The following is an 18,292-nucleotide window of genomic DNA, read 5'->3' as shown; positions in this document are numbered from 1 at the left end:
GGGAACCGCATGAACAAGAAGAAGATCGGCGCCGCCTCGTTCGCCGTGGTCGCCGCTGCCGGGCTCCTCGCGGGCTGCAGCAAGTCGACCGACGGCGATAGCAGCCCCGTTGCCTTTTCCCCGGTGACCGGTGATCAGTTCACCGCCAACCCCGGTGCCTTCCAGACCGACGGCATCGCCGTCCCGCCGTCCGGCGTCACGATGGTGGGCAACCCCGTCGCCGCGCAGGCCGTCGCGAACTCGGGTCTGCCGCAGGGCACGATCACCTCGACCACCAAGAACACCACGGTGTACTACCCGCCGGCCCCGGCCATCCCGGGCCTGCGCCCCAAGCCGCAGCCGGCTCCGCCCGCGCCGATGGTGCGCCCGGTGGACTACCGCCCGTGGCAGTACACCCCGCAGGAGATCGCGGTCTACCAGCAGATCTGTGAGACCGGTCGCTGGAACGACTACCGCGCGGGCACCGAGGTGCAGAGCCAGACCTGCTACACCCTGTACGGCCGTCAGCTCGGTGTGAAGCCGTGGACTCCCGGCCAGCCCAAGCCCTGGCAGCGCCCGGACTACCCGAAGCCGTGGTTCGAGGCGAACTTCAAGGTCGACGTGCCCGTCATGTGGATCTACCCGCCGAGCTGGACCCAGCCCAAGCCGCAGCCGCTGATCTCGGTGTCGATCGGCATCAACCTGCCGGGCAACCCCTACGTCCGGGTGAACCCGCGCTACAACGAGCCCTTCTACCCCGTGTGGGCGGTCACCCCCGGCCGCGTCGTCGAGGTCCGTGACCAGGCCCGCATCGTCGCGCCGGTCTACACGACCACCACGACCACGACCACCACCACGACGACCACCACGACCACCGCTCCGGTGGCCCCCGGTGTCGTGCTGGCGCCGCTCCCGACCTCGGCCAAGGTGACGGCTCTGACGGCCGTTCCGGGCGCCCAGGTGGCCGGCAACGTCAACACCGACGCCTCGGTGACCGTCCCGACCGCTGCCGCGGTCAAGGGCGCCACCATCCAGGCGGGCACCAAGGCCTCGCTGGACGCCGGTGTGGGTTCGAAGGTCGACGCGACCGTCGCCAAGCCCGACGTGGCCGCGGGCAACGCCGGTGCGACGGTGAGCGCCGGTGCCGGTGCCACCGTGGGCAACGGCGGCGTGACCGGTGGCGCCAACGGCGGCGCGACCGCCACGGTGCCGGGTGCGACCGCAGGTGCGACGGCGACCGGTGGTGCCACCGCCGGTACCACCGCTCCGAAGGCCACCGAGACCCAGGCTCCGACGCAGACGCAGACGAAGGCCCCGACGCAGACGCAGACCGAGGCTCCGGCCCCGACGCAGACGCAGACCAAGGCCCCGACGCAGACGCAGACCGAGGCTCCGGCCCCGACGCAGACGCAGACGCAGGCTCCGGCCACCACCACGACCCCGCCGGTGACCCCGCAGGCGACGGTCTCGACGGTGGCTCCGAAGCAGACGGCCCGCACCACTGCACCGGCTCAGGAGCCGACCGTGACCAAGCCCGCCACGGGCACGACCACGGCCGCCACCTGCACCCCTGAGCAGGCTGCCGAGGGCACCTGCAAGCTGTAACCCGCTAGCGCCTCGGGGAGACCTTCGGCAGGCCTCTGACCTGCTGATTGGTCTCCCCGAGTGCGTTGCGCTAAAGTTCTCTCTCGGTCAATCCCCCATAGCTCAATTGGCAGAGCATTCGACTGTTAATCGAAGGGTTACTGGTTCGAGTCCAGTTGGGGGAGCAAAGAAACCCGCAGGCGACTGCGGGTTTTTCTGTATCTAGAACGACACCGTCGGGGCGGCGTCCCCGCCATCCATTTCGCGGTGGCCGAACGGGCTTCCATCAATCTCGGGGCCCTCTTCGGTGTGCGGTCCTCCCCGTGCTCCTGAAGTGAGCCGGTTCACGAACGGCCGCAATTGAAGTACACTCGTAATATTATGAACGTAATGCCATCCGTGCTACGAGGAGGAGGCCCACATGGCGAGGTACAGTCCCGAACACAAGGAGGCGACTCGGCGCCGGATGGTCGAGGCGGCCGGGCGGCGGTTCAAGAGCAACGGGATCGACGGCTCGGGCATCGCGACCCTGGTCGCGGACGTCGGCCTGACGAACGGCGCCTTCTACGGTCACTTCTCGTCGAAGGACGATCTGGTCGCGACCGTCGTGGCGCAGCAGCTCGCCCAGCAGACCGCTGTCCTGAACGCGTTGCCAGCAGGGCGCGAGTCGGTCGAGACGTTCGTCGGCCAGTACCTGTCCGGAGCGCATCGTGACGACCTGGCAGGCGGCTGCCCCTCTGCTGCGCTGCTGGATGAGATCGGCCGGTGTGACGCCTCGGTCCGGGAGGCTTACACCGACGGAGTCACGGCGATGATCGAGGCGATCGCACGCCATCTGGACGATGGAGATTCGAGACGAACCGAAGCGCGTGCGATCGGACTGCTCTCGCTCCTGGTCGGCGCGCTCCAGACCGCCCGCGCGGTCACCGATCCGGAAGTCTCCGAGCAGATCCTGGCCGCTGCCTTCAGCAACGCCATGATCATCGCCGGTCTCTCGAGTAACCCCGCACCGCCGACGCGACAGGAACAGCAATGAAGGCCTTCGTCGTCACTCACTACAGCCCCGACGGGCTTGAAGCAGCTGTCGTCCCCGCGCCCAGTGTCGGGCCTCGCGACGTCCTGATCGATGTCCGAGCGGCGAGTATCAACCCGCTCGACACGATGATCCGTAACGGCGAGTTCAAGCAACTCCTCAAGTACAAGCGGCCCTTCATACTCGGCCACGACCTATCCGGGGTCGTCACCGAGGTCGGCGCGAGCGTTCGCGAGTTCAAGCCCGGCGACGAGGTGTACGCCCGACCGCGAGACCTGCGCATCGGCGCCTTCGCCGAGCAGATCGCGGTCGCCGTCGATGACATCGCGCTCAAGCCCGCCTCCTTGTCGTTCGCAGAGGCTGCAGCGGTGCCGCTCGTTGCACTCGCCGCTTGGCAAGCCCTGGTCGACGTGGCGGACGTCCGACCCGGACAGAGGGTGCTCGTTCACGCAGGGGCCGGCGGGCTCGGCTCTACCGTCATCCAGATCGCCAAATACCTGGGAGCGCATGTTGCGACGACCGTGAGCACCAAGGATCTCGACAGGGCCCGGGCGCTCGGCGCAGACGAGGTCATCGACTACAAGACACAGGACTTCGCCGACGTGCTGTCCGATTACGACGTCGTGCTGGACTCCCTCGGCGAAGAGAATCTCGAGAAGTCACTGACCGTCTTGCGCCCAGGGGGTCTCGCGATCAGCGTTGTCGGCCCACCTGATCCGGCCTTCGCCGCCCAACTAGGGCGACCGCTCTTCAGGCCGGTCATGGCTCTGCTCAGTCGCAAGATCCGGCGCCGAGCGAGCAAACTCGGCGTGCGCTACTCGTTCTTCTTCATGCGCGCCAGCGGCCCCCAACTCGCCGCACTCGCCGCTCTGTACGACGCGGGAAGCCTACGTCCCGTCCTCGATCGGACATTTCCCTTCGCCCAGACACTCGACGCCATCGCCTATGTGGAGCAGGGAAAGGCCAACGGCAAGGTCGTGGTGACCCGATGACGGCCCCCGTGTCCCGCCCTTCGTGATCACCGATCAGCACTAACCATCCCTACGACACCTCCGCCGCACCCTGAAGGAACCCCATGAGCGAGAACATGAACGAAGCAACGAACACGTCGTACACACGGGCGCCGAACCGAACCGTCAGCGTAGGCGACACCACGTACGCCCATCGCGAGCTCGGCCCGAAGGGCGGCGTACCCGTCGTCTTCTTCGTCCACCTCGCGGCGACCCTCGACAACTGGGACCCGCGCATCGTCGACCCCATCGCCCAGAACCGGCACGTGATCGCCTTCGACCAACGTGGCGTCGGAGCCTCCACGGGACGCGTGCCCAGCACTCTCGAAGAAGCCGCCGACCACGCCTTCGAATTCATCACAGCCCTCGGCCACAACAAGATCGACATCTTCTCCTTCTCAATGGGCGGCATGATCGCCCAGGACCTGATCGTCAAACACCCCGACCTCGTCCGCAAACTCGTCCTGACCGGCACTGGACCGCGCGGTGGCAAGAACATCGACAAGGTCGTCGGAGTGACCTACTGGGACATCCTCCGCGCCACCCTCACACGCTCGGACCCGAAGGAGTTCCTCTTCTTCAACCGCGACGCGACCGGGAAGGCCGCTGGCAAGGCGTTCATCAAGCGGCTCAACGAACGCACCGTCGACCGGGACCAGGAGATCAGCCTGACGGCACTGCGAACCCAGTTGAAGGCCATCCAGAAGTTCGGTCGCTCCGCTCCTTCCGACCTGTCGGCCTTCACTCAGCCGACACTCATCGCCAACGGTGACCATGACCGGATGGTCCCCACCGTCCTGTCGGAAGACCTGCACAACCGCATCCACGGCAGTCAGCTGCTCATCTACCCCGACTCCGGCCACGGAGGCATCTTCCAGTTCCATGAGAAGTTCGCACCCGCTGCCGCCGAGTTCCTGGCCGGCTGAGGTCACCGGGGCCGCGTCGTCGGAACCGCCTCGGCGGCGGGTCCTGGAGAAGGCGGGCATGGAACAGGAGGGGACACTGCGCTCGTATCGGGTGGTGCGCGGGCAGCGGCGCGATCACCACCTGTTCGCGTACGTCACCGAGTGAGAGCCGCAGCCGCGCCCAGCGCCGCCAGAAGCCCGATGTCGAGACGTTTCACCTGCTCCAGCCGTGGCCCCGCCCCGATCGACTGGGCGAGAGCCAGGTACGAGCCCAGCGACACCGCTCCCGCGACCACTGCCGGCTTTCGGTGGTCGGGCCGCAGAGCCGCGTGGATCAGGCCCGTCCCGAGCAGTCCGAAGAACGTGGCGCGATGCCGCAGGAGCAGCTCGGTATCGGTGTCCGCGACTGCGACGCCGTACGTGCTCTCAACGCGGTCGCGGGAGAGCACAGCGACGCTGGGGATGAGATGGGCGATCCCGACTCCGGCGAGCAGGGTCCGTCCGAGAGTGTCTTTCAGCACGAGTACCTCCGTTGGTGAGTGCGTGCCACCTAGCATCGGCTCATGACCGCCACCGCGCTTCCAGAAACGTGCGCCGCCGTGAGCACCCTCTGGGTCTCGCCGGCGACCGCGGTCTACCTGGGGGCGCCACTGGGTCTGGCGCCGCATTCGACGTCGGTGCACTGTCTGGTACTCGGCGTCGACGGACCGATCACGGTGCGGGTACCCGGACGAGGCGACATCGTCGGCCGCAGCGTTCTGGTGCCACCGCGCGAGGTCCACCAGGTGATCTCGACAGATGAATCACGAATCCTGTTCTGTTACAGCGATGCCACGGCCGGCCGTGGCCGCGATCTGCTCGACGCGATGGGGGAGCGCACCGGGGGGTTCGGCGTGCGGCACCGGGCCGAGAGCGCGCTGATCGACCTCTGCGCAGGAGACGCGCCCGGCGGGGCGGACATCCTCCGCACCGCCTTCCCCGCCCCCGACAGGCCGCTCGACGCGCGGATCGCGCGCACCGTCGAGCGGATCCTGCGGGAGCCGACACGGTCGGCGGACGAACTGGCGCAGGCCGAGAGCCTCTCGCGCGCGCACTTCCTGCGCCTGTTCGGTGCGCAGACCGGTACCAGCTTCCGGCGCTACCGGTTGTGGGCGCGGATGCTGCACGCCGCGGCCGCCATCGCCGACGGTGCCGACCTCACGCGCGCCGCCGCGGACGCGGGCTTCGCCTCACCCTCGCACTTCAGCGACTCGTTCCTCCGGATGTTCGGGCTCACCGCGACGACGCTCACCCGGTCGGGTGCGACGCTCGTGGTGAGCGACGACCCGTCCGGGTGGGCGGAAGTAGCGGCCTAGGCCGCCTTGTCGGTGGTGCTGGCGCCGGACGAGGCCGTGTCGCCGGCCGAGGTGTCCGCCTTGGCGGGCGCATCCGACTTCTCGACCTTCGACGCGGAATCGCTCGATGAGGTCGTGCTCTTGGATGCCGACGTGTCGTTCGATCCGGTGGTCGTGCCGGTGCCGGACCCGGTTGTCGGGGAGGCGGTTTCCGCCGAGGTCGACGGCGTCTCGACGGGAGTGCTGGGCGTGGACGGCGCCGTCGTGTCCTTCGGCGCGGTCTCCTTCGGCGTAGTGACCGTCGTGTCCTTCGGGGCAGTGGTCCCGAAGGCGGCCGCCGGGGCCTTCTCCTTGCCCTGATCCGCGCCCAGCCGAGATGCGATCGATGCGACCGATTCGCCGCCCTTCTCCAGCGAGTGCGCGCCGGTGGCCGGCGCGTCCGCCTTGAGCGCGGTGGCGGTGGATCCCGCAGTCGAGGTCGACGGTGCGGTGGTGTCGGCGAGCCTCTTGGACAGATCGAGAATGCCCGACGCGGTGCCGTTCACGGCCGGGCCGTACTGGCTGGTGGCGAAATCGGAGATCGGCTTGAGCAGCAGATCGGAGAAGCCCTTGTAGACCGGCGTCAACAGCCCGGTGAGCGGGTTGAGCACCAGCGCGTCGATGCCGAGGATCTGCGTGAGCGATCCCACGCCCAGACCGCCGGTGATGGTCGAGATGATGCCGTTCATGGGGTCGGTCGGGAGCAGGCCGGTCGGGATGAGGCCGGCGCTGGAGTTCGGGCCTACGGTGTCGCCGATCTTGAGGTCGGTGAACAGCTTGATCCCGAACAGCGACGGCGAGGCGATGCCCATGCCCGCGGTGCCGAAGCTGAGTCCGCCGAGGCCGTAGATCAGCGGCAGGGGGATGCCGAGCGGGTTCTGCAGCAGCATCAGGTTCTGGCCGTTGTTGATGTTGAAACCGTTGGTGCCGATGTAGTTCCCGGTCGTCACGTTGAGATTGGTGAGGCCGAAACCGATCGGGGTGTTGATGTTGTTCAGCGTGAAGCCGATGGGGTTGTAGATGCCGTTCTGCGTGGGCAGCAGCACATTCGCTCCCAGCGTGCCGGCCGAGAGCAGGTTCAGCGGAAGCTTGAAGCCGGCCGCGCCGATCGGCACCGAGATCACCGTGTCGGTACCGCCCAGCGCGGCGGGCAGCTTCAGCGCGGCAGTGGGGGCGGCACCCCACCAACCGATCTGGCCGCCGAGCGGGAAGTTGTAGGTTCCGTCGCCCTGCGGCACCCAGATGGTGCCGCTCGGCAGAGAGCCAGTGGGCATGATCGGGATGTCGGGCAGCGTGACCGGCGGGATCAGCGGCGGGAGGCCGGGAAGGGTGATCCCGTTCAGCTTCAGGCCACTGGGGGTCTTGACGAAGGTATTGAGGAAGTTGGTCTGCCCCGACATTCCGAGCAGGCCCCAGTTGTAGGCGCTGGTGTACTTGCTCTGCGTGGCCTCGAGCCCGTCGATGAGCTGGCTGAGCGGCGGAAGCTGATTGAGAACACCGCCCAGGACCGGCAGATTCATGACGCCCTCGATGGCATTGCCGGCGCCGATCAGCAGATCCCCGCCGGGAAGCTTGCTGGGCAGGGGGAGCGCCACCGTCTGGCCGCCGGGCAGGACGATGTTCGGCACCACACCCGGCACACCGGTGGGCAGCGTGAGTCCGCCGATGTTCCTGAGGATCTGGGGAAGCTCGGTGATCTTGGTAGCGTCCGACTTCACGAAGCTGGAACCGAAGGTGGGGAGGAGTCCACCGCTGCCGGCGCTGATCGGACCCCACACGCTGTTGATGTTCTTCTGCGCGCCGTCGGACGCCTTGAGGAAGTTGTCGAGCGCATGCGAGTAGTCGCTGATCGCCTGGCTGTAGTTCGGAGCGGTCGCGGCCTGCGCGGGCGCGCCCATCATGCTGATTCCGGCAGTGGCGCCGACGGCGCCCGCTGCCAGCGCGGCGCGCCTGGCGGCCAGCTTCTTCGACGACTTGCGGTGCTTCGCTGACATGGGTCGGTCCTTCCAAGGCAAATGCAGACGCGAACGGTGCGTCCACGGGGCAGCCTAGGTCTGTTGAATTCTGAACAAACGCCAAATGTGCAGCCGCAAAGGAATTGTCATATTTGCAGGTGAGGTGCGGTGCTCAACTAACGATCGGATCGTCTGTCTGGTGTGGCCGGCGGGTAGGGTGACCACGTCGATCTGAGGAGGGAAATGAGTCTCGCGGAACTGGCCGAGTGGCCCGTCGAGAACGCGGCCGGAGCGCTGCTGCGCACCGACGAGGCGCGCACCGTCGACACCTACGGCGACCTCGACGCGGAATACGAACTCGCTTCGGTCACCAAGCTTCTCGTCGCCTACGGCGTCCTGGTGGCCATCGAGGAAGAGGCGATCACGCTCGATCAGTCCGCCGGACCGCGGGGGAGCACCGTCGAGCATCTGCTCGCGCACGCCTCCGGCATCGCCTTCGACTCCGCCGATGTCCAGGCCCCGCCGGCCACCCAACGGATCTACAGCTCGTACGGCTACGAGCTGCTCGCCGACCTCATCGCCGCCGAGACCGACATTCCCTTCCCGGACTACCTCGACGAGGCCGTCTTCGCTCCACTCGGCATGACGAGGACGCGACTCGCCGGGCCCGCCGGACACGGTGCCCGATCGACGGTGGCCGATCTGAGCCGCTTCGCCGCCGAGATCGCCGCGCCCACGCTGCTCGATCCGCGCACCGTCGACCGCGCGCAGGCGGTCCACTTCCCGGGCCTGCCGGGCTTCGTTCCCGGCTATGGGAAGTTCGCGAACAACACGTGGGGTCTGGGCTTCGAGGTCAAGGGGGACAAGCGCGCCCACTGGACCGGCACCCGGAACTCGCCGCGCACCGTCGGGCACTTCGGGCAGGCGGGCACGTACCTGTGGTTCGACCCCGATCTGCGGCTCGCGGCGGTGGTGCTCACCGACCGTCCCTTCGGCGCCTGGGCCAAACCGCTGTGGTCGGAGTTCAACGACCGGCTGATTTCTCAGGAACTTCCAGGCGAGTAACTGGCGCAACACGCGCATCATGGTGCACAATGGCTTCATAACTACATCGGTGTGATAAAGCGCAGCTGGTAGCTCCGCGGTTCGACAGACGGCTTGGGGAAGACGTTCTCGTCGAAACGAAGAAGGTGGCAACCATGCAGCAGCTGAGTCAGTTTGCAGAGGTGACGACTGGAGTCGTGTGGATCCACGCGGCACCTGCTGCTCTATGCCCACACGTCGAGTGGGCACTGTCGAGGACCCTCGACGCGCGGGCCACGCTCAAGTGGACCGCGCAGGAGGCCGTCCCCGGCATGCAGCGCGCCGTCGTCGACTGGGTAGGCCCGGTCGGCTCCGGTGCGCGGATGGCGAACACGCTCCGGGAGTGGAACTCCCTGCGGTTCGAGGTCACCGAAGACCCCTCCGAAGGGGTCGACGGTGAGCGGTTCTGCTATGCCCCGGGCCTGGGCCTGTGGCGCGGCACGATGAGCGCGTCGGGCGACACCCTGCTCGGCGAGGCCCAGCTGCGCTCGCTCATGCTCGAACAGGGCGGCGAGGGCCTGCAGACCGCCATCGACTCCCTCCTGGGCACCGCCTGGGACGACGCGCTCGAGCCCTTCCGCATGGGCGGCCAGGGCGCCGAGGTCACCTGGCTGTCCCAGGCCGTCGGCTAGATCACCAGACCTGCCTGATACCCGGCCCGGGCGGGCGAGCGCGGCGCGAAAGCGATGGCGCCCCGCCGGGACCGGGACACCGGCCGAACCGACCGCCGCGTGTCGGGCCCCTCTGCCACCATGGGGTCATGGCACTCACAACGTCGGAGAAGCAGCAGTTCCTCGCACAGCCCCACGTCGCGGCCTTCTCGGTCGCCGAACCCGGCCGCGGCCCGCTCACGGTGCCGGTCTGGTACGCCTACGAACCCGGCGGCAAGCCGTGGATCACGATCAGTCCGCAGTCGCGCAAGATGCGCGCGATCGAGTCGACCGGCCGGTTCACGCTGATGGTCGACACCGTGACCCCACGCACCATGTACGTCAGCGTGGAGGGCCCGATCTCCGAGATCCGTGCCTCCACCGAGGAGGAGATCCACTCGATGGCCTCGCGCTACCTCGAAGGCGCCGAACTCGAGGGCTACCTGCAGTTCTCCCAGCAACTGGGGGAGCACGCCACCGTGGTCCTCGAACCGGAGCACTGGCTCGCCGCCGACCTCACGATGTAGTCCGGGGTAGTCCGGGCGACAACAGAAAACCGGCCGCCGGGAAAATCCCGACGGCCGGCCTCTGGAGTGAAGCTCAGTACTTACCGAACGCCAGCGCCACGTTGTGGCCGCCGAACCCGAAGGAGTTGTTCAGTGCGTAGTTGATCTCGCCCTTGCGTGCCGAACCGTGCACGACGTCCAGGTTGATCTCGGGATCCTGGTTGTCGAGGTTCAGGGTCGGCGGGATGATGCCGTCGCGGATGGACAGCACCGTCAGTGCCGCCTCCAGCGCGCCCACGGCACCGATCGAGTGGCCCAGCGCGCCCTTGGGCGCGTAGACCGCCGCGTCGGTACCGACGACCGCGTTGATGGCCTTCGACTCCGCAGCGTCCCCGATGGGCGTCGCCGTGGCGTGCGCGTTGATGAAGTCGATGTCGGTCCGGGACAGGCCCGCGATCTCCATCGCACGCTTCATCGCACGAGCGGCTCCGCCACCCTCCACATCGGGCGACACCATGTGGTAGCCGTCCGAGGTGATGCCGGCGCCGAGCAGCCGGGCGATGGGCTTCGCGCCGCGCGCCAGGGCGTGCTCCTCGGTCTCGATGACCAGCAGCGCCTGGGCCTCGCCGAAGACGAAGCCGTCGCGGTCCTTGTCGAAGGGACGCGACGCCGCGAGCGGATCGTCGTTGCGGGTGGAGAGGGCGCGCATCATCGAGAACGGTGCGATGACCGGGCTGTCGATGCGTCCTTCGATGCCGCCGCAGACCGCGATGTCGGCGTCGCCGAGCACGATCTGTCGCCAGGCGTGGGCGATGGCCTCGTTGCCGGTCGAGCACGCCGAGACCGGTGCGATCGCTCCGGCGCGGGCGCCGATCTCCAGGGCCGCGACGGCCGCGGGGCCGTTGGGCATGGACATCTGCACCGCGAAGGGCGAGACCTTGCGGACGCCGTGATCGCGCAGGGCGTCCACGGCTTCGACCATCGATTCGCCGCCGCCGAGGCCGGTGCCCACGACCGCTGCGAGGCGGAGCGGGTCGACATCGGGGCGTCCGGCCTTGTCCCACAGGCGCTTGGTCATCACGTGCGAGGCCTGCTCGACGTAGGACATGCGGCGCTTGGAGACGTGCTGCTTGCTCACGTCACCGGCGTACTGACGGTCGGGACGCTCGGGCACCTCGGAGGTCGGATCCTCGAGCAGCTGGCCGCCGAAGCGGACCGGCAGATCGGGGATCTGCACACCGATGAAGTCGCCCTCGAGCGGACGGATACCGCTCTTGCCCTCGAGCAGACCGCTCCAGGTGGACTCGGTATCGGTGCCGATCGAGGTGGTCAGCTCAATGGCTGTGACGACGACGCTGGGGAACTGTCCGCCGAGCGTCGAGAAATTCCTCAGCGAAGACAAGGGCTTACTTGCCCTTCTCGGCCTCGTACTTGCCCTTGAGCTCGGCAGCGAGGTCGGCGTTCTCGGCCTCGAGCTTCTGGATGTAGCCGACGGCGTCGCCCACGGTCTTCAGGCCGGCGAGGTCCTCGTCCGGCACCTTCACGCCGTACTTGTCCTCGAGCTGCACGGCGATCTCAACCATCGACAGCGAGTCGATGTCCAGGTCGTCGATGAAGGCCTTGTCGGGGGTCACCTCAGAAGGCTCGATGCCGGTGACCTCTTCGATGATCTCGGCGATGGCGGCGACGATTTCGTCCTGGCTGGTGGCCACAGTGGGTCCCTTTCCTTGAGTGACCCGACCCGCGATTTCGCGGAGACGGGAGTCTAGATGTCGCGACGATGACGTCGCTGGTTTCGACGATGCCGGACGGCACCGTCGGTGGTCTGAGTGGTTCTAGCGCGCCGCGGCGAGCAGCTCGGCCAGATCGGCCGGGGTCTTCACCGCAACCTGCGGCACACCCTTGAGCTCGCGCTTGGCGATGCCCACCAGGGTGCCGGCCGGCGGCAGCTCGACGACGGTCGAGACCTCGGCCTCGCGCATCGTGGCGGTGCACAGGTCCCAACGCACCGGCAGGGTGACCTGCGCGATGATCTGCGACAGCGCGGCCTCACCGGTGGTGACGGGGCGGCCGTCCCGGTTCGACAGCAGGGTCAGCTGCGGGTCGCGCGGCGTGATCTCCGCGGCGGCGGCCGCGACGGCCTCCTGGGCGGGCGCCATGAACGCGGTGTGGAAGGCGCCGGCCACGGCCAGCGGGCGCAGACGCACCTTCTCCGGCGGGTTGTCGGCGAGCTTCTGCAGGTTCTCGACGGCACCGGCGGCCACGATCTGGCCCGCGGCGTTCATGTTCGCCGGAACCAGGTCGTAATCGGCGAGGCGCTCGAGCACCTCGGCCTGATCGCCACCGAGTACGGCGGTCATCGACGTGGGGACCAGCGCGCAGGCAGCGGCCATGGCGCGGCCACGGATCGCGGCCAGGCGCACGGCCTCGTCGGAGGTGATGACGCCCGCGACCGCAGCGGCGGCGAGCTCTCCCACGGAGTGCCCGGCGACGATGGTGTCGGCCGGCTGTGCGCCCATCTGCTCGAAGGCGAGCAGTGCGGCGGCGACCACGAGGGGCTGGGTCACGGCGGTGTCGGTGATCTCGTCGGCCTCGGCAACGGTGCCGAGGCGGACCAGGTCGAGATCGGCGATCTCGGACCATGCGCGCAAACGGTCCACGGCAGCCGGCTGGTCGAGCCATGCCGTCAGCATGCCGGGCTTCTGGGAACCCTGTCCGGGGGCGAGCAATGCAATCACGTGTTCCAGGAAACACTGCCGGAACCTGAAAAGAAGGTGTTGCGGGCTGAGAAGCTTCCTCATGTCTTTTGTGGGGTTCCCACAAAAGCCCAGCTCAGCGAAGAGGCGCTGTTACCGGAGTGTTACCTGTTACGGGGTTAGTTCAGTGTGACATCTGTGGTTCTGGCCATCGGAGCCGGGGTGAACCGCTCTGGATTCGCCGCCGCCAGACGTCCGATCGTGGCCGCCACGCGCAGTACGAAGGCGTCGCGCGGGTCCTGCGGATCCCGTCCGGTGATCTCCGCGATCTTCTTCAGGCGATAGCGCACGGTATTGGGGTGCACGAAGAGCTCGCGTGCACACGACTCCACGGCGCCGCCCGAGTCGATGTAGGCGTCGAGGGTGTCCGACAGCGCCGAGCCCGCCTCCTCGAGCGGCTGCACGAGCAACTCGTACAGCGTGCGCCCGGCATGGGTATCGCCGATGAGGGCGCGTTCGGGCAGCAGCTCCCAGCTGTGTACCGGCCTGGGCGCGCCCGGCCAACCGGCGACCGCGTTGACTCCCGCGATCGCCTCGACCGCGGAGGCGTGCGCATCCTCCAGCGTGGGCGTGGTGTGGCCGATCACCACCGGGCCGTCGGCGAAGTGCCGCATGAGCGACTCGGTGAACGGATGGCCGGTGTCCAGCGTGCCGCTGGCGATGACCACCAACTTGGTGCCCTGGACAACGGCCAGCGCCGACCGGCCGTGCGACCGCGCCGTGTCGTGGACCGATCCTGCGACCGAGACGTTCTGGTCGGGCGGCGGCGATCCGATCACGACGGTGGCCGTCGCGATCGGATCCCAGTTCAGCGCGGCCGCCCTGGACAGGAGGTTGGCGCCGGTGTCGCCGCGGACCACCGCGTCGACCACCAGCGCCTCCATCCGCGAGTCCCAAGCGCCCCGGGCCTCGGCCGCCGAGGCGTAGATCGCCGCGGCGCCGAAGCCGATCTCCCGCCCGTAGCGCAGCACCGCCTCGGTGAGCGCGATGAGCTGGTCCTCGTTCCGGGCCAGCAGCGGCAGCCACTTCTCGAAGAACTCCATCGCCACCCGGACCATCTCGACGGTCTGCAGCAGCGATACCCGCCGGGCCAGGTCCTGCGGCACCGATTGGAACGCGGCCACGGTGTACTGCGTCTCGTCCGGGTTCTCGATCCATTCGGCGAAGTTCACCACGGCCGTCTGGACGATCAACTGGATCGACGACCGCTGGCTCGCCTCGAGATCGGCGAAATAGGGGAGCTGTACCTCCATGGACCGCACGGCCTCCGTCGCGACGCGCCCCGAGTACTGACGGATCCGATTGAGGATCGACTCGGGGAGCACGTCGCGAGGCTCGGGGCGCTTCCTGGTGAAGCTGCCCTTGCCCGGTCTCCCGGGCAGGGGGAACGAGCCCGTATCGGCGGTCATGGATCCCTAGGCTACGCCGGGGTCCGATGTCTGCTTCGGCGCGGCGAGCACGTCGTCGATCCGGTACCGCTTCGCGGCCTCCGCGGCGACGGAGAAATCGAGCTCGCCGTCCCGGGCCAGGGCCAGCAGAACGCCCACCACGATCGACTGCGCGTCCACGTTGAAGAAGCGGCGTGCGGCCGGACGGGTGTCCGAGAAGCCGAAGCCGTCGGTCCCGAGGGTGAGGTAGGTGCCCGGGACCCACGCGCGGATCAGGTCCTGCGTGCCGCGCATGAAGTCCGAGGCGGCCACCGTCGGGCCCTGGGCGTCGGCGAGCACCTTCGTCACGTGCGGCGTGCGGGCCGGGGCGGCCGGATCGCGCAGCGCCGCCTTCTCCGCCTCGATGCCGTCGCGGGAGAGCTCCACCCAGCTGGTCACCGAGTACACCGAGGCGTCCACGCCCCACTCCTGCGCGAGCAGCTCCTGCGCCACCAGCGCGTCCGGCATCGTCACTCCGGAGGCCAGGATGTTGGCCTTCTTCTCGTGACCGCTGGTGCCCGGCCGGTAGAGGTAGAGGCCCTTGAGGAGGCCGTCGACGTCCAGGTCCTCCGGCTCGGCCGGCTGATGGATCGGCTCGTTGTAGACGGTGATGTAGTAGTAGATGTTCTCCGGGTTCTCCCCGTACATCCGCCGCAGACCGTCGATCACGATGTGCGAGAGCTCGTACGCGAACGCCGGGTCGTACGCCGCCACTGCGGGGTTGGTGGACGCCAGCACGTGGCTGTGCCCGTCGGCGTGCTGCAGGCCCTCACCGGTCAGGGTGGTGCGGCCTGCGGTGGCGCCGAGGACGAAGCCGCGCGCCATCTGGTCGGCGGCCGCCCACAGGCCGTCGCCGGTGCGCTGGAAGCCGAACATCGAATAGAAGATGTACAGCGGGATCATCGGCACGTCGTGCGTGGCGTACGAGGTGCCGACCGCGGTGAACGACGCCGTCGATCCCGCCTCGTTGATGCCCTCGTGCAGGATCACGCCCTGCGGGTTCTCCTTGTACGCGAGCATGAGCTGCGCGTCGACCGAGGTGTAGCTCTGGCCGAGCCGGTTGTAGATCTTCAGCGTGGGGAACCAGCTGTCCATGCCGAAGGTGCGAGCCTCGTCGGGGATGATCGGCACGATCCGGTGGCCGATCTCGGGGTCACGCAGGAGCTCCTTGAAGATGCGCACCACGGCCTGCGTGGTGGCCACCTCCTGCTTGCCCGATCCCTTGCGCATCACGTTCAGCGCGGTGACGTCGGGCGTCTTCAGCGCCTGCGCCTGCGTGCGCCGCGAGGGCAGGAAGCCGCCCAGCTGCTTGCGTCGATCCAGCATGTACTGGATCTCCTTCGACTCCGGGCCGGGGTTGTAGTACGGCGGGAGGTACGGGTCCTTCTCGAGTTCCTCGTCGGTGATCGGGATGCGCAGCTCGTCGCGGAACTGCTTGAGATCGTCGAGCGTCAGCTTCTTCATCTGGTGGGTCGCGTTGCGGCCCTCGAAGTTGTGGCCCAGCCCGAAGCCCTTGATGGTGTGCGCCAGGATCACCGTGGGCTGGCCCTTGTGCTCCATCGCCGACTTGTAGGCCGCGTACACCTTGCGGTAATCGTGGCCGCCGCGGCGCAGGCCCCAGATCTGCTCGTCGGTCATGTCCTTGACCAGCTCCTTGGTCCGCGGATCGCGGCCGAAGAAGTGCTCACGGACGAACGCACCGTCGTTCGCCTTGAAGGTCTGGTAGTCGCCGTCCGGCGTGGTGTTCATGATGTTCACCAGCGCGCCGTCGCGGTCCTTGTGCAGGAGCTCGTCCCACTCTCGGCCCCAAATCACCTTGATCACGTTCCAGCCGGCGCCGCGGAAGAAGGACTCCAGCTCCTGGATGATCTTGCCGTTGCCGCGCACCGGGCCGTCGAGACGCTGCAGGTTGCAGTTCACCACGAAGGTCAGGTTGTCGAGGCCCTCGGTGGCCGCGATCTGGATCTGGCCGCGCGATTCGGGCTCGTCCATCTCGCCGTCGCCGAGGAACGCCCACACGTGCTGCTCGGAGGTGTCCTTGATGCCGCGGTCGTGCAGGTAGTGGTTGAACCGGGCCTGCTGGATGGCGTTCATCGGGCCCAGGCCCATCGAGACCGTGGGGAACTCCCAGAAGTTGGTCAGCAGCCGGGGATGCGGGTACGAGGGCAGGCCCTTGCCCTTGTCCTCGTGCGACTTCTCCTGGCGGAAGCCGTCCATCCGCTCCGCGGGGATGCGGCCCTCGAGGAAGGCGCGGGCGTAGATGCCGGGGGAGGCGTGGCCCTGGATGAACACCTGGTCGCCGCCGCCGGGATGCTCCTTGCCGCGGAAGAAGTGGTTGAAGCCCACCTCGTACAGCGCCGCCGACGAGGCGTAGGTCGAGATGTGGCCGCCCACGCCCACTCCGGGGCGCTGGGCGCGGTGCACCATGATCGCGGCGTTCCAGCGGATCCACGCGCGGTAGCGGCGTTCGATCTCCTCATCGCCGGGGAACCACGGCTCGAGATCGGTGGGGATGGTGTTGACGTAGTCCGTCGACGTGAGCGAGGGGATCGATACGCGGTTCTCGCTGGCGCGCTCCAACAGTCGGAGCATCAGGTACCGGGCGCGGGCGGGACCGTGGGTGGCGATCAGATCATCGAACGACTCGAGCCATTCGCCCGTCTCCTCCGGGTCGATGTCCGGCAGGTACGAGGCCACTCCCTCCCGGATCACGCGGACCCGGTCCGGGCGACCGTCGTTCGACGGTGCGGGTCCCTGTCCCTGTCCCGATGATGCGGGTGCCGGGGTGGAGGCGGTCGGGTCGGTCACGTGTGTGCTCCTCACGGGTCGCGAGCGCGTTCTTAGGGGGTGCGGTGTGTCGCACGTCCCATCCTGCCGCAATCGGAAGTTACTCAACAGTTGAAAACCGGTAACCGATTTCGCCGTACCACTTGCGCAAGATCGGCGGAGCGGGTCTGCTGTAGGGCAGCGATACCGTAAGTTCGGTATCGACGTAGTCGAGTACGCGCGGCATCCTGCCGCCGTCATCTGCCTGAAGGAGGCCCCCACCGGTGTCCACGAATGGGTCATATGCCCAGAAGATGGGCCTGCAGCCCGGCAACATCGTGCAGGAGATCGGTTGGGACGAAGACACCGACGACGATCTGCGTTTGTCCATCGAGGAGCTCACCGGCGCGGAGATGCTCGATGAGGACACCGACGACGTGGTCGACGTGGTGGTCCTGTGGTGGCGTGACGACGACGGTGACCTCGTCGACACGCTGATGGACGTGATCACTCCGCTGTCCGACGACGGCTACGTATGGGTCCTCAGCCCCAAGACCGGTCAGCCCGGACACGTGCAGCCCAGCGAGATCGCCGAGGCCGCGCCCACCGCGGGTCTCACGCAGACCTCGTCGACCAACCTCGGAACGTGGATCGGATCGAGGCTGGTGCAGCCCAAGTCCGGTCGCGCGGCGAAGCGTTGACGGACCTGCCCGACGGTCCGCTGCCGGTCGGCAGCATCGCGCCCGATTTCACGCTGCGCGACCAGAACAACCGCCCGGTCTCCCTCGCCTCCTACAAGGGTGAGAAGAACGTGCTCCTCGTCTTCTTCCCGCTGGCCTTCACCGGCACCTGCGAGAGCGAGCTGGGTGGGATCCGCGATTCGCTGCCCCTGTTCGAGAACGACGATGCCGCCGTGATCGCGATCTCGGTGGGGCCGCCGCCCACCCACAAGGTGTGGTCGGGTTCCCAGGGCTACCTGTTCCCGATCGTCTCCGATTTCTGGCCGCACGGCGCGGTGTCGCGCGAGTACGGCGTGCTCAACGAGAAGAACGGCTACCCCAACCGGGGCACCTTCGTGATCGATCGCGAGGGCGTGATCCGGTTCGCCGAGATGAACGAGCCCGGTGTCCCGCGCGATCAGTCGCTTTGGGAACAAGCACTGGCTGCGCTAGCCTCTACCGGTCGGCGCGTGTAGCTCAGTTGGTTAGAGTCCCGGTCTTACACACCGGTTGTCGGGGGTTCGAGTCCCTCCGCGCGCACTCCGG

Annotated in this window: 18 protein-coding genes and 2 tRNA genes; 13 read left to right on the top strand and 7 right to left on the bottom strand. The window is 67.9% G+C overall.

The features are described 5' to 3' along the window. Window positions 1–9: 9 nt before the first annotated feature. The 6 genes from TTY48_RS01995 to TTY48_RS01970 all read left to right on the top strand — a co-directional run bounded on the left by TTY48_RS01995 (window position 10) and on the right by TTY48_RS01970 (window position 4,677). Window positions 10–1,584: a hypothetical protein gene (locus tag TTY48_RS01995; RefSeq protein WP_220655916.1), complete on the top strand. Its 1,575-nt coding sequence runs from the start codon at window positions 10–12 to the stop codon at window positions 1,582–1,584. 91 nt (window positions 1,585–1,675) lie between these two features. Continuing rightward, window positions 1,676–1,748 (top strand) — tRNA-Asn (locus tag TTY48_RS01990). 236 nt (window positions 1,749–1,984) lie between these two features. Beyond that, a complete protein-coding gene (locus TTY48_RS01985) occupies window positions 1,985–2,599 on the top strand; it encodes a TetR/AcrR family transcriptional regulator (RefSeq protein ID WP_220655915.1) in 615 nt (204 codons plus the stop codon). After that, on the top strand, window positions 2,596–3,588 hold the full coding sequence (locus TTY48_RS01980; protein WP_220655914.1) for an NADP-dependent oxidoreductase: 993 nt from the start codon (window positions 2,596–2,598) through the stop codon (window positions 3,586–3,588). Before TTY48_RS01985 ends, TTY48_RS01980 begins: the two co-directional genes overlap by 4 nt. 95 nt (window positions 3,589–3,683) lie before the next feature. Continuing rightward, the gene (locus tag TTY48_RS01975) at window positions 3,684–4,532 is read left to right on the top strand and encodes an alpha/beta fold hydrolase (protein ID WP_220655913.1); all 849 of its coding nucleotides are present in this window, start codon (window positions 3,684–3,686) and stop codon (window positions 4,530–4,532) included. After that, window positions 4,489–4,677 (top strand): GNAT family N-acetyltransferase, encoded by a 189-nt coding sequence (locus TTY48_RS01970; RefSeq protein ID WP_220655912.1) that lies wholly within the window; start codon window positions 4,489–4,491, stop codon window positions 4,675–4,677. Before TTY48_RS01975 ends, TTY48_RS01970 begins: the two co-directional genes overlap by 44 nt. Here TTY48_RS01970 and TTY48_RS01965 read toward each other — a convergent pair. Further along, window positions 4,667–5,032 (bottom strand): hypothetical protein, encoded by a 366-nt coding sequence (locus tag TTY48_RS01965; RefSeq protein WP_220655911.1) that lies wholly within the window; start codon window positions 5,030–5,032, stop codon window positions 4,667–4,669. The two genes, TTY48_RS01970 and TTY48_RS01965, sit on opposite strands and share 11 nt — an antisense overlap. 42 nt (window positions 5,033–5,074) lie before the next feature. Here TTY48_RS01965 and TTY48_RS01960 point away from each other — a divergent pair, with 42 nt between their 5' ends. Continuing rightward, complete coding sequence (locus TTY48_RS01960; RefSeq protein ID WP_220655910.1) at window positions 5,075–5,866, top strand: AraC family transcriptional regulator; 792 nt, start codon at window positions 5,075–5,077, stop codon at window positions 5,864–5,866. On the opposite strand, the gene TTY48_RS01955 is transcribed toward TTY48_RS01960, so the two are convergent. Continuing rightward, a complete protein-coding gene (locus tag TTY48_RS01955) occupies window positions 5,863–7,878 on the bottom strand; it encodes a hypothetical protein (RefSeq protein ID WP_220655909.1) in 2,016 nt (671 codons plus the stop codon). The genes TTY48_RS01960 and TTY48_RS01955 overlap by 4 nt on opposite strands. 204 nt (window positions 7,879–8,082) lie before the next feature. Between TTY48_RS01955 and TTY48_RS01950 the strand changes: the two genes are divergently transcribed. From TTY48_RS01950 to TTY48_RS01940, 3 genes are all read left to right on the top strand, one after another. Next, window positions 8,083–8,904 carry a serine hydrolase gene (locus TTY48_RS01950; protein ID WP_220655908.1) on the top strand — a complete coding sequence of 274 codons (822 nt, stop codon included), beginning with the start codon at window positions 8,083–8,085 and terminating at the stop codon, window positions 8,902–8,904. 134 nt (window positions 8,905–9,038) lie between these two features. After that, window positions 9,039–9,554, top strand: a complete 516-nt coding sequence (locus TTY48_RS01945; protein WP_013127340.1) for a DUF3145 domain-containing protein — start codon at window positions 9,039–9,041, stop codon at window positions 9,552–9,554. Window positions 9,555–9,682: 128 nt separating this feature from the next. Beyond that, complete coding sequence (locus tag TTY48_RS01940) at window positions 9,683–10,099, top strand: pyridoxamine 5'-phosphate oxidase family protein (protein ID WP_220655907.1); 417 nt, start codon at window positions 9,683–9,685, stop codon at window positions 10,097–10,099. A 73-nt stretch (window positions 10,100–10,172) separates the two neighbouring features. Here TTY48_RS01940 and TTY48_RS01935 read toward each other — a convergent pair whose 3' ends face one another. The 5 genes from TTY48_RS01935 to aceE form a co-directional block, all read right to left on the bottom strand. Then, a complete protein-coding gene (locus tag TTY48_RS01935; RefSeq protein ID WP_220655906.1) occupies window positions 10,173–11,480 on the bottom strand; it encodes a KasA/KasB family beta-ketoacyl-ACP synthase in 1,308 nt (435 codons plus the stop codon). 4 nt (window positions 11,481–11,484) lie between these two features. Next, on the bottom strand, window positions 11,485–11,790 hold the full coding sequence (acpM, locus tag TTY48_RS01930) for a meromycolate extension acyl carrier protein AcpM (RefSeq protein WP_220655905.1): 306 nt from the start codon (window positions 11,788–11,790) through the stop codon (window positions 11,485–11,487). A gap of 123 nt (window positions 11,791–11,913) precedes the next feature. After that, window positions 11,914–12,816, bottom strand: a complete 903-nt coding sequence (locus TTY48_RS01925; protein ID WP_220655904.1) for an ACP S-malonyltransferase — start codon at window positions 12,814–12,816, stop codon at window positions 11,914–11,916. Between the two features lie 137 nt (window positions 12,817–12,953). After that, complete coding sequence (locus TTY48_RS01920; RefSeq protein ID WP_220658409.1) at window positions 12,954–14,216, bottom strand: helix-turn-helix domain-containing protein; 1,263 nt, start codon at window positions 14,214–14,216, stop codon at window positions 12,954–12,956. A 33-nt stretch (window positions 14,217–14,249) separates the two neighbouring features. Beyond that, complete coding sequence (gene aceE / locus TTY48_RS01915; protein WP_255585708.1) at window positions 14,250–16,973, bottom strand: pyruvate dehydrogenase (acetyl-transferring), homodimeric type; 2,724 nt, start codon at window positions 16,971–16,973, stop codon at window positions 14,250–14,252. Between the two features lie 368 nt (window positions 16,974–17,341). Here aceE and TTY48_RS01910 point away from each other — a divergent pair, with 368 nt between their 5' ends. The 3 genes from TTY48_RS01910 to TTY48_RS01900 all read left to right on the top strand — a co-directional run bounded on the left by TTY48_RS01910 (window position 17,342) and on the right by TTY48_RS01900 (window position 18,286). Beyond that, window positions 17,342–17,728, top strand: a complete 387-nt coding sequence (locus TTY48_RS01910) for a DUF3052 domain-containing protein (RefSeq protein WP_220655902.1) — start codon at window positions 17,342–17,344, stop codon at window positions 17,726–17,728. Next, window positions 17,725–18,222, top strand: a complete 498-nt coding sequence (locus tag TTY48_RS01905) for a peroxiredoxin (protein WP_220655901.1) — start codon at window positions 17,725–17,727, stop codon at window positions 18,220–18,222. The genes TTY48_RS01910 and TTY48_RS01905 overlap by 4 nt, the downstream gene beginning before the upstream one ends. Beyond that, window positions 18,213–18,286, top strand: a tRNA-Val gene (locus TTY48_RS01900). The genes TTY48_RS01905 and TTY48_RS01900 overlap by 10 nt, the downstream gene beginning before the upstream one ends. Window positions 18,287–18,292 lie beyond the last annotated feature (6 nt).

It is taken from the genome of Tsukamurella sp. TY48 (assembly GCF_019656655.1).
In the GTDB taxonomy this organism is placed as follows: domain Bacteria; phylum Actinomycetota; class Actinomycetes; order Mycobacteriales; family Mycobacteriaceae; genus Tsukamurella; species Tsukamurella strandjordii.
The sequence above is the reverse complement of the archived record's forward strand: the minus strand, read 5'-3'. Positions and strand labels throughout refer to the sequence as shown.

Excerpts from the sequence above, each read along its gene's own strand:
- TTY48_RS01995 (WP_220655916.1), top strand. The coding sequence starts at position 10 with ATGAACAAGAAGAAGATCGGCGCCGCCTCGTTCGCCGTGGTCGCCGCT.
- TTY48_RS01985 (WP_220655915.1), top strand. The coding sequence starts at position 1,985 with ATGGCGAGGTACAGTCCCGAACACAAGGAGGCGACTCGGCGCCGGATG.
- TTY48_RS01980 (WP_220655914.1), top strand. The coding sequence starts at position 2,596 with ATGAAGGCCTTCGTCGTCACTCACTACAGCCCCGACGGGCTTGAAGCA.
- TTY48_RS01975 (WP_220655913.1), top strand. The coding sequence starts at position 3,684 with ATGAACGAAGCAACGAACACGTCGTACACACGGGCGCCGAACCGAACC.
- TTY48_RS01970 (WP_220655912.1), top strand. The coding sequence starts at position 4,489 with ATGAGAAGTTCGCACCCGCTGCCGCCGAGTTCCTGGCCGGCTGAGGTC.
- TTY48_RS01960 (WP_220655910.1), top strand. The coding sequence starts at position 5,075 with ATGACCGCCACCGCGCTTCCAGAAACGTGCGCCGCCGTGAGCACCCTC.
- TTY48_RS01955 (WP_220655909.1), bottom strand. The coding sequence starts at position 7,878 with ATGTCAGCGAAGCACCGCAAGTCGTCGAAGAAGCTGGCCGCCAGGCGC.
- TTY48_RS01950 (WP_220655908.1), top strand. The coding sequence starts at position 8,083 with ATGAGTCTCGCGGAACTGGCCGAGTGGCCCGTCGAGAACGCGGCCGGA.
- TTY48_RS01945 (WP_013127340.1), top strand. The coding sequence starts at position 9,039 with ATGCAGCAGCTGAGTCAGTTTGCAGAGGTGACGACTGGAGTCGTGTGG.
- TTY48_RS01940 (WP_220655907.1), top strand. The coding sequence starts at position 9,683 with ATGGCACTCACAACGTCGGAGAAGCAGCAGTTCCTCGCACAGCCCCAC.
- TTY48_RS01910 (WP_220655902.1), top strand. The coding sequence starts at position 17,342 with ATGGGCCTGCAGCCCGGCAACATCGTGCAGGAGATCGGTTGGGACGAA.